This is a genomic window from Legionella sp. 227, from assembly GCF_043161935.1.
Classification (GTDB): Bacteria; Pseudomonadota; Gammaproteobacteria; order Legionellales; family Legionellaceae; genus Legionella; species Legionella sheltonii.
The window spans coordinates 302,159-320,869 of the sequence record NZ_CP171154.1 but is presented as its reverse complement, the minus strand read 5'-3'; the positions used below and the strand labels follow the sequence as shown (position 1 = coordinate 320,869).

The window sequence follows — 18,711 nt, the reverse complement described above, 5'->3', positions numbered from 1 at the left end:
GGTCCTGTTTTTATTCTATAACTAAGCCAAGGGACTAAATAATGACAATAATAAAAAAAACAACTGTATACATTATGTGCTTGTTTTCTATGCCAGCCTTGGCCACTGGAACAAGTACAAGCTTATATGAAAAGATATACCAACTGTCTACTAAGTTATGGTACGTTGAAACCTCATTAAATGAGGAACAAAAAAGAATGGTAGATACCTTGGCCAATCAAATTGATATGATCATCACTCTGCCTAATGAAGCAAGTTGTGGTACACAACTCGAAGTATTTCAAGACGCTAACAAATGGGCCTATAGCGCTAGTGGTTTAGATTTGACCGCTTCAGAGGCAGAAAAATTTGCTAGCCAGGTAACCCAAAAATTTTGTCCTGCAGCATACCTTAAGGTATTTAAATTATCCTTTGAATTTGCTTACAAATCGACGGGACTTGATAAAACAAAATCTGAAGCACGTAAATTCGCGACTACAATGAGTGATTATGAAGCATCAAAATATTACTCCAAAAACAGCTTACAATGTTTTATTGACAATTATAACTATGCATACTCCAGCAGCGGCATGAATAAAACTCGTTCTGAAGCGATTAATTTTGCTAATGAGCAATGCCTCATATAGAAAATATCTAATGGATCTTATGCCGTTACGCAATAGGGTTGTCGCATAACAAAAGGACTTGTGAACTCTATATATTTAGTAATTTAGCAGCATTTAAGTAACTTATTTTCATTTTATCTTCATCATCCAATTGTAGAGAATCTAACCATTGGCTTGCCTTCAAATTATCTTCATAAGGGTAGTCAACTGAGAACATGATTCTATCTACGCTAACTGTAGCAATTGCATGCATCAAAGATGGGGTATCAAAAAAGCCACTTGTGGTTATGAATATATTAGAATTTAGGTACTCTGTAATTGTTTTATTGCATTGCAATTTTTCAAGCCAACCTTCTTCTTTGAGTCGATGATCGAGTCGCCAAGCCCAAAATGCTAACATTTCTCCCATGTGTCCAATGATGATTTTAAGGTTTTGATACCTATCAAAAAGCCCTGACAGCATTAAGCGCAAAACATGTTCGGCCGTTTCAATATGAAATCCCCATGTGGAGCCATGTAACGCTTGATATGGTGAATAAGTAGCTACTCTTCCCTCAGGAATCCCTCGGGGGTGAATATAAACGGGGATGTTGTTCTCATTAATGTAGCCCCAAAATTCGTCATAGGCATTGTCATCCAGGTACTTTGCAGAGGTATAGCCACTGCTATCATATCCATTAATTAGGCAGCCAACGATTTCTTGAACCCCTTTAAGGCGTTCAAGCTCACTGATTGCAAGCTCTGGGGCGTAAGTAGGTATGCAAGCAAAGGCCCGAAATCTACTTGGGGATTGAGTGACACATTCTATTAAATAGTCATTCCACTTTTGGGCGCAAGATTCTAGTTGTGATGCTAAAGCCAATGATTGTAGCCCTGGAGTTGTTACGGAGAGTACGGATAAATCAATCCCTGCTTCATCCATACTCTCAATTCTTAGTTTATGTATATCTTTTAAACGAACTAAGTTTTGACTAAACTCGGGATGGCTTTTGTGTTCTAAAATTAAATCCCGGCCAGGAACAACAATAGCTTCTTCCAATGCAATTTTTTTCATCTCGAACCTAGATCATCCGTTAATATAGATAAGTCTAGTATATTATTCCTCGTAATGTTTGGCGCGCCAAAACTCTATAGTTTTTGTTCGTAGGAGATGGTAAGTCAGTAAACAAAACTCACATTTATTTTACCTGGAAAGCAAGGCTTATTGTAATGCTCTCAATCTGCACGCCCTAAGTTAAATTTCAATATTGTGATTCAAATTTGGCGAACTGCTCTTCCAATTTCCATTGAAGTTTCGCTTTTGAGTTAAGATTAAGAAAGTTCTGGCACGTGGGCGTTGGCTGATCTGTTTCTGATTTAATCGCGGTACACTCCCCATTCATTGACGTGTATTGAGAATTTTGCCAAAGATTTTCGCCGGGTAAAAAAGCAAAATACAGACTGTTTCGTGCTAACTTTTTTAGAGTGAGATAAGAAAGCTTTTGTTCTTCAACAGCACGCTCGAATTGACGAGTTAAAGGTTCACGGCTTATTCCCTCATCATCAGTTGATAAACTCACAGGCACACCATATTTTAAATATAAAGCCAAGGGATGTTCTTTCCCTTTGATGCCTAAAATATAATCGTTACTGCTTAAATTGACTTCAACCATCACTTCTTTTTGTGCCATTTTATTTATTAATTCGGATGCATGATGTTCATATTCAATATCAACACCATGTCCAATTCGTTCTGCAGAAGCAGTTTCTACCGCTTCATAAATATGAAATGTAAGTCCTTCTGGCACTACTAATTCAGGATTAAGTTCACCAGCATGTAGCGAAATATGGACATTGGGATAGAGTTGATGCAAAAAAGCCACCATTTGCATATGTAATCGATAATCGCGCATTGATATTGGACCATCTTCTGCTTGAACCAAATTAATGCCTACAATACGTGAATCCTGTGAAGCAGATTCAAATCCCGCGAGTAATTGAGCAAAAACCATCTCTGGAGGTTGTTCCCTACGAACTTGATACAAATAACGAACCGTGATGTAACAACCTGCTTGTTCGTTATGAGTACCGCATTGTTGTAATGCATTCTTTTTCGCCTCGTCCTTGTCCAAATTCTGGGAAATATGAGTCACTATTTGGTCAAAATGAGCATTTAATAATTGATTGCGCAGAATTTCTAAATTAGGATCCCACCCCAGTCGTTTTCCGAGTTCACTGGCTTCATTCCCATCGGGTGTCGTCATGATTTCTAAATAGAGTTCGTTTTGGACCGCGGCACGCTCTGTTATTTCAGCTAAAATTTCCCCTCCATGCATTTTGGTAATGAGGCTGAATTTTCCAAAAGCATTAAAAAAATGATCATGTCCTGATTCATTTTTCATTGTATCGAAATGGCACATCGACCATGCGTCAATCAAAGAATGATATAATTTTTTATTCGCTATGGCGGTCATTAAATAATCTTCTGAATTGCATGAAGAATTGATAGACACCGACAAATTGTCTTTATCAATACATAAATTATCCATCTCTGCATAATGAATTAAATTTTCAGCGAATGATGAGCCGCTGACGTGCATATGCAGATCCCCACCTTTAGGCATATTAGTTAAAAATTTTTTTAATATACTGGGTGTCGTTTTAATGGAGTCAAAATAAGCTTGAGTATTTTCTTCAGGGCTAGCATACGCAATTTGAATTATTAATAAACAGCACAAACAAAAAAACTTATTCATATTAAGATCAATATGTTTAAAATGAGGACTATTTTTGCATGATAAAATCATTTGGTCAAATAAATTTGTTTAAAAAAAAATAGTAAAAATGCACTAGAGCTGCTCTACGGTCCCATTAGTTTACTTCACCAGCAAGCGTAAGCTGGCTGCAAAACCCAGCAAATGCTCTGATGAATAGATTGATACTTGAGTTAATATTATGTTTTCATTAGTAATCAATTTCTAGTTAACCCTCAAGATTAGACGCTGTATTGATTAATCAATGGTTCAAAATGAATACCCAAATAATTAACTAATGGGGGAAACCTGGTGGTTTCTTTGGCTTGGGAGATGATAAAAAGCGCAATAAATTCTGATGAATTATAAATGGCTATGGTGAATTGTGTTCCGAGGAGGGCAGACCACATCCTTGTGGCAGTGCACCGTCCTTGATGCGTTCAAATAATCCTTATTAAGACATCCGCTGTCCTTCCTCGTACTGATTTAAGCATAGCGAATAATTTTAATGAGGCATATTCAAAATAGCGCATAATCATGTAAGAAATTTCTTAATTTGAGTTTGATGCCCTCAAATGGGCTGCGCTTTTTAATTCAGCTACGCTGGGTGGGGTACTTCTAATTAAAAGGGTGCATTATTATTTTTCAATAAGATCAGCTATTCTTACCAATTTTGAATTTAGAATTAAGGGCAGTCACCAATGAGTGAGTTGAATAAAATCAAAGTTTATGAAGTCTATGATGAAATCATCGATTGGTTCGACGATGCTCGTACTAAAAGTCTTATGGAATCTGAATATCTTAATTTAATCGTGAACACAATTCCTCCTGAGGGCACAATTTTAGATTTGGGTTGTGGCACTGGGGAACCCATGGCACAGTTCTTTATTGAAAAAGGATTCAAAGTTACTGGAGTAGACGGTAGTCAAAAAATGATTGCGCTGTGTAAAAAGCGTTTTCCAAGCGAATGCTGGATAACCTCAGATATGCGCGATATAAATTTACAACAACAATTTGATGCCATACTGGCCTGGCATAGCTTTTTTCATCTTGATCATGACAGTCAACGCAACATGTTCAAAGTATTTGCATCACATATTAAGCCAGGTGGTGTGCTTGCATTTACCTCTGGAGAGGAAGAAGGCGAGGTCTGGAGTGATAATGGTGGTCAACAACTTTATCACGCATCTTTATCGACAAAAGAATATAATAGCCTTCTCAAGGAATTCTCTTTTAAAGTGTTAATTCATAAAGTCCGTGATCCTAAATGTGGTGAGGCTACAATTTGGGTAGCGCAAAAGAGCTAAGCTAAATTCTTCCTTAGGTATCGTATTAGAATAACACTAGTGAGCATAAGTCCGGCCAGGGCCCGACCTATGCATGCTCGTGATTGATACTTTTATTAAGCACCCATATTAGATAAAACAATTTGTTGTTTCATGCCAACTCATATTTTTCCATTTTAGAAAATTGATATTTCGAAAATTTCATTTCTATCCGAATGCTCATTTAATGCCGCATTAATATTGAATATATATGATGAATTATTTACATACCAAATTGATTTATTATGACCCAGCGTATTATTTTAAATAAATTTATTAAATTCTTAGACATCATTGAAATTCAGCTCATTAAGGAATTAAAAGAAGAGTTTCCCAGCAATTATCAGGATAAAGTAAAAGCAACGCAACACGATTTGAATGATTTACGCCTAACCCTCAAAAAGGGGCATTGTCTGGGTTTTAGCGTCATTGATGGAGCGATGGATCACATCGGGAAATTATATTGGTGGGATCATGCAAGAATAGCTGTTGCAAATTGGGATGAACAGGAATCAACCCTTGATAAACTCATTGAATTACCAGACTCCGAAGATGATTTTTTTGGGCCAACTAAAAAAGAAAAAGCAGAGCAATCGATACAATCTCCTCTTGTAGACAAGAAAAAAATTAAGCTAAAAACGCTTTTTTCCCGATTATTACCTTATGTAATCTCGACCCAGGCCTGCTTTGATAAAAATTTTAAACCTAATAATCTCAATCAATATACGCTCTTGTCTCCCACAGAACATCATTTTGAAATTCTAAGCAAAGAAGGTGTCGTCAAAAGCATTCAACAAAGAAGAATAACAGCAGGTAACTTAACTACAACCGAACTATTGAAGTTACTTGACGAAAATGACTTCACGGATACAATCGCCATAATCCATTCACCACGACATGCAATTCGAGTAAGCTGCAAAAATGGGTTATGGTCTGTATATAACTCTAACTATGATCAGACTTCGCTTACTACATGTCGTAAATTCTTTCCGATTAAACTGGGTGTAGTGAATGCAATTTTTGGAATTCTAGGTCAATCAATAGCAATTGAAATTGCCAGTACGGATTCACTCAAGAAAATATCTCTTCCTCTTTTTAGCGAGCTTAAACCATTTGAGATGCTCGATCGATTAAGGGAAGATGGCCTCTTTGTTATTGCAAAATGGTGTCCTGATATTTTGCTGAATGTATTAGAACAGGTTGAAAATCTTCCCTCTGCAGACAAAATTATTGCACAAGGTCTTCTACGTAAGAACAATGGAACAGGATTACAATTCATTGCCAAGTTTGCTCCCGAATCATTGTCGAAAGCTCTTGAAGTAGCCGCCAAAGCAAAAAATGGGGATAAACTGATTGCCCGAGCTCTTTTAGCTCAAGATGATGAAGAGGACAATAAGAGAATAGGATTAAAAGCAATATTATTACATGCACCAGCTTCTTTAGCGCTCGCATTAGATCTGGCGTCTCAGACATTAGAGGGGTGCGAACTCATAGTACAAGCACTTCTATTTAAAGATGATGATGATTGGTCTGTTTTACACTATATTGCGGCAGATTTACCCGATCTTTTGCCAAAAGTTTTTGATTTATTTACTAAAACAGCGAATGGACCTCAACAGCTCGCAAAATTTATCGTGGAAAAAAATAAACATAATTCAACACTTATCTATCTTGTTGCACGTTACGGACCCAATGCCTTATCTCAAACATTAGATATCGCCAGTAACGGGAATGTACATGAGCCCGAATTTCTTGCAAAAGAAATTGTTAATAACCTCAAAGTGATTGCCCAATATGCGCCGCATACTGTATCAAAGGCATTGAATATCGCTACGAAAGCACCTAATGGTTCCACTCTTATCAAAGAAGCACTGTTAGCTAAGAATAAGATGGGGTTAAAAATAATAGAACGTCATTCACCCCAATGCCTGACTCAAGTACATCAAATTATTCAAGATAATCCATGCAAACCAGTCGAATGTCAGCAATCTCCCAGCATTGTCCATACAAAAATGAGCTTCTGGGAACGGAACCGAATTTCGACCACTGTGCTCACTGCAACAGTTGTTGGAGTCACCGCCTGGTTTGCAACCAAAAAATAAGCAAGTACCGCTTTATTATTGAAATGAGATACGATTTCAATAATAAAATGAAATAGCTTGTCTTCTTGATTCGACTGGCTATGCAACCTACTGAATTTAAGTGTTATGGTCAAAAAACACACTAGGCATTTTAAATTCCAAGTATGGTTCTTTCGTTAAGAGTAATTACTAGCCAAGTTTGCAGTACAACTCTTGGTGCTTTTGGACAGAGTTGTCTTTTTTTTCTATTATTAAAATTATAATGACTCATAAGTTTGAACGTGAAATTATCTCTAGATCAAATATATATAATTCTTGCCGCGATGCGGGATGTTGCAACAGCACAAGGAAAGCAATCTCTAACGGACCTACAAGCCAGATCAATTAAAGCACTATATCAATATGTTTTTTCCCACAAGGATAAATTAGCTTTAAATAGCCTCCCTTCAATTAAACCTGAAAAATTTCCCAGTTATTTTTCTTCAGAAGTGATTGCTGAATATGCATTACGTTTTCTTACCATTGCGTCATTAATGGATGGGGAAATTGATCAGGAAAAAATTAAAACCTTGTTCCAATATGCCGAAGCTGTCGATATTTATCCCCATTATTTACTGCAATTACAAAAAACTTTAGAGAATGATATCAATTGGTTAATCAGAGACATAACTCTTAAAAATCTTGAAAGCTTCGATTTATTTCCTAATTTACAAAGAGAGGAGGACATTGACAAATGGCTCTTTCCCTATCGTGAGCACCCTGATCCTGGTTTAGTAGCCAGGTATGAGCGTTTACAGAAATTACCGCAGGAATCTTTTGGTTATAGGATTTGGAAGCAATTTAAAGACAATAACTACTTCTTTCCAGGAGAAGCAGAGGGTGCAAATTATGCCTTTATTATGCCTCATGATTCACTTCATGTTTTAAGCGGATATGATACTACGCCATTCGGCGAATTATTAGTTTCTACTTTCACATCAACCATGCTTGAAAAGAAGGCGATGGAAGGACATATCATCCCGGTATTTTATTCTTTTTATTTGGGGATTAAAATTAATAATCTTGCAGGGGTATCAAAATGCAAAATGAATCCGGAAGCGTTTTGGGAGGCCTGGCATCGAGGTTCGCAAATGCAAATTAATCTATTTGCGCATGACTGGTCTTTATGGGAAGTTGCAGAAATAGCATTAAGTACACTTCGCCAAAAATATGGTGTATTACCCAAAACTATTGAATAAAGCTAAAGAAGATTCCAACATCACAAAATAAAAGTCTGCATTGATCCACTCTGTTTCAGTAAATAGCGATTAAGTCTGATTACTTGTTTTATCGTATCTTTTGTTTAGGAGCTTTTGGATCGTAGTGGTTTCGTTGGCGTAAGATGATAAAAAGCGCAATGAATTCTGATGACTTATCATGGCAATCGCGAATTGTGTTCCGAGGAGGCAGACCACATCCTTGTGGCAGTGCATCGTCCTTGATGCGTTCAAATTATCCTTATTAAGACATCCGCTGTCCTTCCTCGTACTGATTGAAGCATAGCGAATAATTGTAATGAGTGATATGCAAAATAGCGCATAATCATGTAAGAAATCTCTTAATTTGAGTTCGAGACCCTTAAATGGGCTGCGCATTTTAATTCAGCTGAGTAGTGTTGAAGTAAGCGTAGGCTGGGTTGAAAAGCCCAGCAAATTCCTCTGATAACTGGCCGGATACTGAGGCTCAAGATAGGTGCTGGGCTTTTCAGACCAGCCTACGCTCGCTGTCTTGGATTAAAAATTGAAAGTTGCTACGCTTGCGCTAGTTAAATCAAAATCTTAGCCAAATTGGCAAAAGACAAGCATTGATATTCAACAATATTTGTCGTTGCGCGATGCAATCGTTTTAAATTGGAACAAGATTGATTGATTCTGTCGATAAGCCGCGAAATCTAGAAGTCATGCTTTTTTTCTTGGGTAGGCCCTGGGTGTCATGTTCTTTAAGTTTGTTTTGCTATCAATTAGATTGATGATGTCATAAATGGGTAATGGCGGTGAAAAATAAAACCCTTGCATTTCATCGCATCCCTCATCGAGTAAAAATTGTAATTGCTGGGCATTTTCAACCCCTTCAGCAACTACTTTTATATTTAAGCTCTTACATAATGCAATAATCGATTTAACAATGCCTGCATTTTCACGGTCGTAAGGTAAACCATCAATAAAAAATTTATCTATTTTTATTTTATTAGGTTTGAATTGTTTTAAATATTGAAAGGAACTATAGCCAATACCAAAATCATCAATAGCGAATGATAGACCCATTTTTCGAAGTGATTTTAGAGCGTTTGTGGTATGCTTAAGATCGTTCATCAGTTGTGTTTCAGTTAATTCGATTTCAAGTAGCGTAGGATCCATAGATAGTTTTTCTAAAAGTAGTTGAACAAATTTTACAATATCGTACTCAACTAGAAATTGCCGAGCGGAGAAGTTAATCGACACCGGAACGTGCAGATGCTCAAATGGGAAATGTCGACAAACCTCAAGCAAAACCCATTCACCAATGTAAACAATCAAATCAGATTCCTCAGCTAATGGAAGAAACGATCCCGGTAACATCAAGCCGTCATCAGGATTTTGCCATCGTAGCAATGCCTCCACTCCGACAATATTCCCTGATTTTAAATCTACCTTAGGCTGGTAATAGAGTCTGAAATCGTTTTCAGTGAGCGACTTGCGTAACTTATTCTCAATCTCGATGGAGTGGGTGACCGCTTTTTGCAATTTTGTAGAAAAATATTCCACAGAGTTGCCTCCTGAGATTTTAGCATGATTCAGTGCTATATCTGCATTTTGCAAGAGCGATAAAAAATCAGTTCCATCATACGGATAAATACTTATTCCCATGCTAATTGTTAATAAAATGGTTTGATGATTAATAATCAAGGGTGTTTTAACAATCGACCTTATTCGTTCAACCACTGGTGAAATATCTTCGGGTTGTTTCATATTGCTTAATGCGAAAACGAACTGATCGCCACCAATATTTGCGATAATAGAGCATGAATCACCTAAGTATTCATTAAATTTGGTAGCAATATTCTTAAGGACCGCGTCTCCAACATCAAATCCCATAGATTCATTGATTTTTTTGAATCGATCAAAATCAACCATGATGAGCGCAATTAACGATTTTCTATTTTTATTAATTTCGGTTTCGAGAAACTCTTCTAAACCTGACCGATTGACTAATCCAGTCAATTTTTCATGGTGAATAAAATGGATCATTTGGTCTTTATTGAATTTATTTTGAATCAGGCTTCCTAGGACATTGGATACCTTTTCTAAAGAAAGGATTTGGTCATGAGTCAGTTTTTTTTCTTTTTTTGAGAAATACATCAGCACGCCTAGGGTTTGACCTTGATATGCTATGGGCAAGCCAAATGCACAGTTTAATCCAGCTTTTACAGCAAGATCACCACGAATATATTCTTGATGTTCACCATAATTTGTTACGAGAATGGGTAGATTATCTCTTATCACCTTTCCTTGAAGCCCTTCTTTGATATCAATTTTTAACAGATAAGATTTTTCATAAAATTCCCTGATTTCATCATGAAGACTATGCCAAATTTTGATGCAATATAATGAACTAGTTGATTGGTCGATTAACCAAACTTCACCTTCATCCCATGCAAATGATAAGCAACTTATTCTTAATATGGCTTCGACAGCAACCTCTATACTTTTTTCATTATGAGCCACATTCAAGATTTGATCATAAAGTAAGAGTTCTCGCTTTGCATTAAAAAGCCCAGACAAATTTGTAATAAAACCCATAATACAATTTTTATTACCTTGTTTGTCATAAATCAGAGTGGGTCTATCAGCGACGTAGGCAATTGTTCCGTCAGGCATTTTAACCCTGTATTCAAATAATTTTTCATTCTCTTTCTGGTTCACTGCATCGCGTAAGGCTTGAATTACATTTGCTCTATCGTCTTCATGAATCGATTGAAACCATAAACTCGGATTTTGGTAGATCTCTTCACGAGAACGACCGAACAATTTTTCTGCTGCTGGATTAATATAGCTAATTTTTGCTAAATCAACGGAAAATTGATAGAAGGGAGTAGCAATCATTTCGATGTATTGAAGTATTAATTCAGGCGCCCCCTTTAGTAGCTTCTCATACTCGTTAATTTTAGAAATTAACTCATCTCGCTGTGCAGCAATCTTCTCTAATTGAGAGGACATTTCCTTTTTAAATAAGGAGGTTTTCATTGATGGAAACTCCTTTTAACCATTGAACACAGACATTATATTATCTAACAATAGCACAAAGAGTCCGCGTGCGGTAAATTATGGAGTATTTTTAAGCTTATCCTGTGATTAGATTGACAATTAATTTAACCATAATGTATCCGGGATACATCAGAAGGCTCTGTCAAAATTTTATAAAAGACACAGGCGTTCTTTGTTTAGGAGTAGCTGTGCTGCTAGCTCATAAAACTGCCTCCAAGCAGGCAAATATCCTGCATTTGCCATTGCTTCAATCAATAAATGCCACAGTCCATAGATAAATCACAGGATATTGATACGCTCCAGCGCTGCTGTATTGGAAAATTCTTAATTATTTTTTAGAAAAACCTCAATTAGAGTCGTACTCGATGAATTCTATTTAAATGCTTGACTGAGTGTGTAATTTAATGACACAATGTTTTTTATCTTTGATGTTTCTGTTATCTGAAATGCAACAAACACGCTTACAACAAATGATGATGATGCGCTGCCTGGACACTGTTGTCGAGGTTGGGCGGAATTATTTGTAAAAGGCGCTAACAAACTAATCCTCTCCAATACCAGTGTCCAGGTTTCCAGACACTCATTCTAAATCTTAAAAAGCGCTCAAATTGAAATTTGGTGGTAAAAATTCAACTTAATATTTTTTGCTGCTGAATTTAAGCCCAACTTACATCCATAAATCAATGTGGGTTAATTGGGGGCAAAATGAGGCAATTATCATGAACGTAGCAGACATTCAGTCAAAAATTTTTAACGTAGAGTTTGTATTAAAATCTTATATTCAACGTCATGTCAAAGGAGTTGCACCTAAATATACTTATGCTGGGGAGGTAGGAATAAATCCAGCTTTTCAACGTATTGAAGAGGTTGGCAGTTTACTTAGGTCTAATGAAAAACGAATATTTGCTTTGCGCAGTGATTTTGTTCTAGCGACTGGAGTGAAAAACGCAGAACAGCAACACGGTTATTACGGGTTAAAAGAAGCCTTTGAAGAATCACAATATTCCTATTTAAATTGGAGCGATCGATACGGCCATCCCTCTCTTGCCATAGCAGATAATAATTACGATGGTACTGTCCTGTATGCTGGATTTATTTGTCAACGTGACGGACACCTGGAAGTTTTTTTATCTTCGGGAAGATATAATCGTTGTAATCGAATTAACGAGGGAATCTTACCACTAACAGAAGAACAGATTTATGTTGTTGAGTCCTATTTAGCATTAAAATTTCAAAAGGCATATGGGATTCAGAAGGTTGTATTTTATGATACAACGCCAGAAGAGGATGATGTTGATTCATCATTATTCTTTACAAATACGCCATACTCTAATAGCAAAAAACCTAGGACATACACGCCCTCATCAATCGCTAAAGCGGTTAGGATTTCACACGATGATTCACATTATGTAACAGCCCAAAACTACATTAAAGATAATATTCCTTCGATTAAACCCAAATACAGTTATCCTGATGAGGGTTGCATCAATCCAGGGTATCAAGAGATTACCAGTATTCAATATCCCTTGCTTCCACGGGAAAAGCGAATTTGGGCTTTACGAAGTGATTTTATTTTGGCAACTGGTGTAAAAAATGCTTATGAGAAAGAATATGGATACACTGGTTTTAAGGACAGCTTTAGTGAATCACTTTATCCATTTATAAATTGGAAGGATCGCTATGGGCATCCCTCACTCACCTTACCAGAAGGCGAGTATGACGGCTCTGCATTTTATGCAGGTTATATTTGTCAACGAGATGGCTATTTGCAAGTTTACCTTGTATCTGGACGATTTGAGCGCACGGATTTGAATGAGGAGCAAACTCGTATATTGGAAGCCTATATCGCCGCTCAGTTTCAGACAGCTTATGGCGAGCAAGATATTGTTTTTGATTATGGGGACTCAGAGATTCCAAGCTATCATGCTACTTTTTTTAGCGGAGGAAAATTTGACAAAACGAATCCTCAACGACGTTACAATCAATCATTGATAAGGGATATTTTGCAGAATATCCCTGTGGCGCCCAATGATGAGGAAGATACATTCGCAGCGACCAAAACATTTTCAGTTTAAGATAATTGAAAGGGTAGTGAAGTAGTTTGGAGAATAATATTGCTTGGGGTGTTTGGTTGTTTTGTCGGGCTATTTGTAGCCCGACGTTGTGGCCATATGGCTGTCATTTTTTTGCAGTGAATGATCCTAGACCAAATGCGCTTGTTAGCATTTCATCTGCACTTATATCTTCGGTTAGATCAGCGCTTCTTTCAAAAAATCCCAGTTTACGTGAGGGAGTTGCATCAGATTTTTTAGTATGGCTCATGTCTTGCTCGTGGTTCATCATTTTGGACTCAAATAAGGCGAGCATTTTTCTGGAGTTGACATCATAGGGGTTCTTATCATTTTTTACTGGGTAATCAAAGACCTTATGTTGAGGATTGAGTTCAATAATTTTCTTAATTACCGCAACTGAAGGATGGTCCGGATCAGCTCCATGCTTAATTAAGGCGTCGATCAGTCGTGAGTCACCGCCACGTAATAATAAATAAGCGATAGGATTAACCGAACAATACACGGGGACACCTAAGTAGGTTTTAAGGTAAAAGGTACTGTTGAAATCAACATGATGCTTTTTTAGTAACTCTAGATTAATCAAGGTATTTTGATGAGCATAACTTTCCTGGATGGCATTAAAAATAAGAGACCAACCTTTAAAAGTTGTAATTGAAGAGGACAAAGTAGTCGATCCATGTAACATTTTTTTTAGACCATCCGTATTTCCTGAAAGCAATAACCTCCGGAATTTCTCATATTCTTTACAATATTTTATATGTACTCCTATGAGTTTTTCTGCTGCTTCAAAATGTTGCGCTCGAGCAAAAAGAATAGGCTTTTGAAAGCTAGTATTTTGAGTATTCGCCCTATTTTGAAGAAGACATTGAACAACCGCTGTTGCCGGCAAAGAATCACCGTTAGAACGGGACAATTGATTATTGATGGCTCGGTGCAATGGTGCTTTTTTCATATGGTGATCCGGTGCATCCAAATGGGCACCTAAGTCAATCAGTTTTTGGACTACCCCAATATCTTTACCATACTCACAGGCCAAACCTAACATGGTATAGCCATTGTGATCAAAAGCATTAGCAGCCATATAAACTAGTTTAGAAGAATATTTTTCCGGTTTAAATGACATCAATTTTTCTGGCCAATTTTCCTTATCTTTGTAAGGAAAAAAAGACATAATTTCTTTCAGTTGTTCGATTTGTTCTGCGGAAAGTTTCTCGCGAGTGTCGATATAATTTTTTGAATTATTAAAATAATAACGCATGATTAAGTCCCTGTTCTTGTTTTTATTAGTTTGCGGGCATTATATACACAATTTTCATATTTTTTAATTTTTTCACTTCAAAGTTCGACCTACGCGTGCTTCTCTTTAAATCTGCAGGTGCTCAAAAAGCAACTGCTCTTTTGCTTTTTACGTATAAAAAACTTTATAAAACAAGGCTCTTTTTCCTTAAAGACACAGCAAATTATCAGATGATTAGAACCTGAATGTTTATGAACTGAATGATAGAAACCTATAATCTCGGAAAAAATTCCCTAAAGATAAGTTAAAGCATCGTTATTCTCGGGAGAGTAATGTTTTCAGCATCATCTTTACTCATTTGATAAAACGATTGATAGCTTCTAAAACTTACTGGGGAAGGGGCTACATGCGAAGAACTCGCCGTCAGATTAAACGCCTAGTTCAGCTCAGAATGTTCGCAGTCCAGTAACCCTTGCAATTCAGCTAAAGCAGTTTTATCGTCAATTCGAATTAAAGTAACCCATGCGGCTTTGATCTTATTGTAAGTTAAGATGCGTTTGAGTAATTGTTTCTCTTTTTCCTTTTTAGCAATAATGTCCTGTAATTGCTGTTGTTTTTTGTCCAGGGATTGATAGTAATTTATCGCATAAACCAAGGTTGGATTATGTTGTTCTTCCGCCCATTGTTTGATAATGTCTAACCGGTTTTTTTCATAATCTACTAAGTCCTTATCATTGTTTTTTGCAGATAAATACTGCAGATAATACATATCCAGTTGGAAAGGATGTTTATATATTCCTTGCTTAATAATCGCTTGATAGAATTCTTGTTCAAATTGATAGATCTTGGAATTTAAATTGGTCATTTGATGCTGTTTTAAGCTTTGATTCCATTGTGCATTGATTACATTATTATAAAGATTCATCATACCATCCCAAGTTGACTCTAACTCATCACCTTGTTCTTTAATTTGCTGCTCTAATTCAGTTATTTTCTTCGTTTGCTGCGCTATATAAAGCCCTACAAATTTTTTCGCTTCTGGAAGAAGGGAAAGAATTTTAGTTTCATTGGCTTTGCATAAACCAACAAATTGATCTAAATCTGGATTTTTGATTGATTGAAGTTCATTCTGATATTGGTTAAATATTTTTTGGATGGCTAGTTGATTAAAATTCACTATGCGAGAGGGAAAATGGTCCTTCATAAAATAATCGGCCCATAGCAATAGATAATAATCAGAAGTACTGATAGGGACATCTACGGTCATGTCGTCTAATATTGCTTGCTGATGCGCAGTAAATAGATTGTTTGTGGGTTCTTTTAATTTCTCACCGGTCAAGATGCTAATTCCAGTATACGCTTCGGTAAACGAGCGTTCATAACCTTGATAAGTAGCTCCATCAGCATCCGCGGTGCAACCTGAAGCATAATGGTCTGGAGTTGTGGCTGTAAACCCACAAATTTTAGGATTAGCACTGGGATAACTATTTTTTAATTTGACCGATAATTGATGAAAGCCTCCGGAGTAACATTGCGACATCGCAAACACAACGTGACGACTTGGAACCTGTTCGAGCAGTGAGCCGAGTTCATTTTTAGAAAGGCAGGCTTTATTAAAATGGTTCTCGTTAGTAAAGTTATTGATAAAAGGTTTTTTATAGTGCCATAAATCGATGCAATTGTTACTGTAGGGATTGGTATTTTTATCTTCGAAAAAACCATAAGGCATTCCATGGTCGCTAACAAAAAGGAACAAGTCATCATGAGGTTTTAAGGAACGGATTTTGGGGGATAAAAAATAAGTACTGACTTGTCCTTTTGTGGCACTCTGATTGTTGGTAATGATACCCGTCAGCATAAGATCCGTTTTATCGTATTTATCCTGCTTGGTATTAATTTTTTTATGCACGTCTAAAGGTATGGGTTGGTGAAGTTCATTGTTTCCTGCTCCAAAAAATAGGCTCACTCTGTCCTGACCATATTGATGCGCTAGGAACTCATAAAGAGTTTTAGTTTGTAAATATTGTGAATAATGATTCAGCCCAGGATTATCACCCCCAGAAAGAACCAGAATTTGACTGGCCGTATTTCCAATCATGGTGTGCAAATAAACAATGGTAAAGAGTAAGGAGCGTTTCATTAAAATTCTCAAATACGATCGCTTGAACAATTATTAAATAGTAGCACGAGTAGGGTGGGGCAAGCATTTATTTAAAAAACTACCATTCTTTACAGCAATAGTACTCTCTTCTTCTAAAAGGTATAATGGATGAACTCCTGTCAACGGTAACTGAAAAATCTGATGAAACAGTCTGTATATATATGTTCGGTTTGTGAGAAGTCTTTTCCTCCCAATAGACTGATTTCTGGCGAATTAATTCGGCCAGAGATTAGCAAAGAGATTATGCATCTCTACCCAGATTGGAATGATCAACACTTCATATGTCATGAAGATCTCGCGCTAATGCGCTCACGCTATGTCCGTCATTTGCTCACATCTGATAAAAATGAACTGACAACCTTGAAGAATAAAGTGCTTGATCGGCTGGATGACAAAGAGTTATTGTCTATAGATATGGAGCCTCATCTTAATCAAAAATTGTCACTAGGGGATCGTCTTGCAGACAGCATGGCCAGTTTTGGTGGCAGCTGGAAGTTTTTAATCTCTTTTTCCATTTTTATGGCGTTTTGGTTAGGAGCAAACTCATTAATTTATTGGTGGCAACCCACTGATCCATACCCCTTTATTTTCCTAAATTTAATTCTATCCTGCCTTTCTGCAATTCAAGCACCAGTGATTATGATGAGTCAAAATCGAAAGGAGGCAAAAGATCGCATTCGCGCCCAACATGATTATCAAATTAATTTGAAAGCGGAACTTGAAATTCGTATCTTACATGAAAAAATCGATCATCTTTTATCACACCAATGGGAAAAAATGATGGAAATTGAAAAAATACAACTTGAGCTATTATCTGAATTACGCGCAAACTGAATTAATTTTCATTTCCGCCTAGGGTATTGATGGTTATGACGAAAGTTTTATTAGGCTAACTTGTTCCTATGCTGTTTTTTTATCTTGCATTAACCATAGGGCAGGAAGAGTCAACAAAGCCATCGCGATCAAATAAATGGAAAAGGCAAAATTTATGAAAATATAACTTAAGAGTAAAATAATCAGCGGTGCTGTACCCCCAAATAAAGAATTGCTTAGGTTAAAAAATAATGTAAAACCACTGGCTCGTTCTTCCAGTGGTAATAGTTCAAGACTGGCGGTAAATACACTCCCAATAAAAAGAGAGATAATCATCGCTAAAGCACTGCAAGCCAAAGTAATCTGGACTAAGGTTCCTGCGTTAATTAAATAATTGATCAGGAGACTGGCAAAAACAGTGGCAATCAAACTGACTGCTAAAGGGAATTGTCTTCCCAGAATATCCGAGATAAATCCTGAAAGAAGCAAGCCTATGCCGTAACATATCATTGCCACCATAATGACATCCATCGCTACGCTTAGTGCTAATCCGCGTTGTTGTAAATACGAGGGCATATAAACAAAAAGTGTATAAAAACTACCATTGCAAAAAATTGCTAGAAGAAAAATAGCACTAATTGCTTTTTTCCGATAATGCCAGGCACTTATTAATGGATGATGTTGTCTTTTTGTCATTACTTTTGAAAAATCGGTCACTTCTCTGGTCTTACTTCGCAAATAAACTCCAGCAAAACCAACGAATATTCCCATTAAAAAAGGGAAACGCCAAAGGTAAATGAGTTCTTGTTTGGTAAAAAATAACAAAGTTATTTTGCTGATGATTATTGAAAGTAACAAACCACAAATAGAACCCAAAGTGACAAAGCTAACGGCGAACCCTTTATGACGCATACTGACATTTTCATAGATGTAAATACTTGCCAAGGTCATTTCCCCGGCTACGGAAATACCCTGTGCTAATCGACAGAGAGTGAGCAATATGGGGGCGATAATGCCAGCGGCTTTATAGGTAGGTAATAAACCAATAAAGCTTGATGAAAACGTCATCACTAAGAGCGTGAGCGTCAATGTTTTTTTCCGACCAATAGTGTCACCTAGGTTCCCTAACCAGTAGGCGGCCAATGGTCGAATTAAAAAGCCTGCTGCAAAAATAGCAAATGTTGCAATTAAAGCAAGGTGTTGATTGGCAATAGGAAAAAAAAGAGACGCTAAAATTGGCGCCATAAACCCATAAATAGCGTAATCATACATTTCAAGCAGAGTGCCTAAGGATGCTGCAGCAATAATTTTTTTATTCATAATCCAAACGACGGTGTTTGTTTTGCGGGATAACCCAGCAAGCTGGATTGGGAAAAAATGACCCAACCTACCTGCTAGGAGT

Annotated in this window: 12 protein-coding genes; 6 read left to right on the top strand and 6 right to left on the bottom strand. The window is 36.8% G+C overall.

Annotated elements, in window-relative coordinates; all coding sequences use genetic code 11:
- Window positions 1-41: 41 nt before the first annotated feature.
- Window positions 42-626: a hypothetical protein gene (locus ACF8MK_RS01235; RefSeq protein ID WP_392537848.1), complete on the top strand. Its 585-nt coding sequence runs from the start codon at window positions 42-44 to the stop codon at window positions 624-626.
- A gap of 67 nt (window positions 627-693) precedes the next feature.
- On the opposite strand, the gene ACF8MK_RS01230 is transcribed toward ACF8MK_RS01235, so the two are convergent.
- Both ACF8MK_RS01230 and ACF8MK_RS01225 read right to left on the bottom strand, forming a co-directional pair.
- A complete protein-coding gene (locus ACF8MK_RS01230; RefSeq protein WP_392537847.1) occupies window positions 694-1,659 on the bottom strand; it encodes an amidohydrolase family protein in 966 nt (321 codons plus the stop codon).
- 187 nt (window positions 1,660-1,846) lie between these two features.
- The gene (locus ACF8MK_RS01225) at window positions 1,847-3,340 is read right to left on the bottom strand and encodes an adenosine deaminase (protein ID WP_392537846.1); all 1,494 of its coding nucleotides are present in this window, start codon (window positions 3,338-3,340) and stop codon (window positions 1,847-1,849) included.
- A gap of 698 nt (window positions 3,341-4,038) precedes the next feature.
- On the opposite strand from ACF8MK_RS01225, the gene ACF8MK_RS01220 reads away from it, so the two are divergent.
- The 3 genes from ACF8MK_RS01220 to ACF8MK_RS01210 all read left to right on the top strand — a co-directional run bounded on the left by ACF8MK_RS01220 (window position 4,039) and on the right by ACF8MK_RS01210 (window position 7,981).
- On the top strand, window positions 4,039-4,644 hold the full coding sequence (locus ACF8MK_RS01220) for a class I SAM-dependent methyltransferase (protein WP_392537845.1): 606 nt from the start codon (window positions 4,039-4,041) through the stop codon (window positions 4,642-4,644).
- A gap of 263 nt (window positions 4,645-4,907) precedes the next feature.
- A complete protein-coding gene (locus tag ACF8MK_RS01215; protein ID WP_392537844.1) occupies window positions 4,908-6,764 on the top strand; it encodes a hypothetical protein in 1,857 nt (618 codons plus the stop codon).
- A gap of 260 nt (window positions 6,765-7,024) precedes the next feature.
- Window positions 7,025-7,981, top strand: a complete 957-nt coding sequence (locus tag ACF8MK_RS01210; RefSeq protein WP_392537843.1) for a hypothetical protein — start codon at window positions 7,025-7,027, stop codon at window positions 7,979-7,981.
- 699 nt (window positions 7,982-8,680) lie between these two features.
- Here ACF8MK_RS01210 and ACF8MK_RS01205 read toward each other — a convergent pair.
- Entirely contained in the window at window positions 8,681-11,005 is a 2,325-nt protein-coding gene (locus ACF8MK_RS01205) for an EAL domain-containing protein (RefSeq protein WP_392537842.1), read from the bottom strand.
- A gap of 740 nt (window positions 11,006-11,745) precedes the next feature.
- Between ACF8MK_RS01205 and ACF8MK_RS01200 the strand changes: the two genes are divergently transcribed.
- Window positions 11,746-13,101, top strand: a complete 1,356-nt coding sequence (locus tag ACF8MK_RS01200) for a hypothetical protein (RefSeq protein ID WP_392537841.1) — start codon at window positions 11,746-11,748, stop codon at window positions 13,099-13,101.
- Window positions 13,102-13,204: 103 nt separating this feature from the next.
- Here ACF8MK_RS01200 and ACF8MK_RS01195 read toward each other — a convergent pair whose 3' ends face one another.
- Together ACF8MK_RS01195 and ACF8MK_RS01190 are read right to left on the bottom strand one after the other, a co-directional pair.
- A complete protein-coding gene (locus tag ACF8MK_RS01195; RefSeq protein ID WP_392537840.1) occupies window positions 13,205-14,356 on the bottom strand; it encodes an ankyrin repeat domain-containing protein in 1,152 nt (383 codons plus the stop codon).
- Between the two features lie 415 nt (window positions 14,357-14,771).
- Entirely contained in the window at window positions 14,772-16,475 is a 1,704-nt protein-coding gene (locus ACF8MK_RS01190; protein ID WP_392537839.1) for a hypothetical protein, read from the bottom strand.
- A 162-nt stretch (window positions 16,476-16,637) separates the two neighbouring features.
- Between ACF8MK_RS01190 and ACF8MK_RS01185 the strand changes: the two genes are divergently transcribed.
- On the top strand, window positions 16,638-17,330 hold the full coding sequence (locus ACF8MK_RS01185) for a DUF1003 domain-containing protein (RefSeq protein ID WP_392537838.1): 693 nt from the start codon (window positions 16,638-16,640) through the stop codon (window positions 17,328-17,330).
- 66 nt (window positions 17,331-17,396) lie between these two features.
- On the opposite strand, the gene ACF8MK_RS01180 is transcribed toward ACF8MK_RS01185, so the two are convergent.
- On the bottom strand, window positions 17,397-18,629 hold the full coding sequence (locus ACF8MK_RS01180; RefSeq protein WP_392537837.1) for an MFS transporter: 1,233 nt from the start codon (window positions 18,627-18,629) through the stop codon (window positions 17,397-17,399).
- Window positions 18,630-18,711 lie beyond the last annotated feature (82 nt).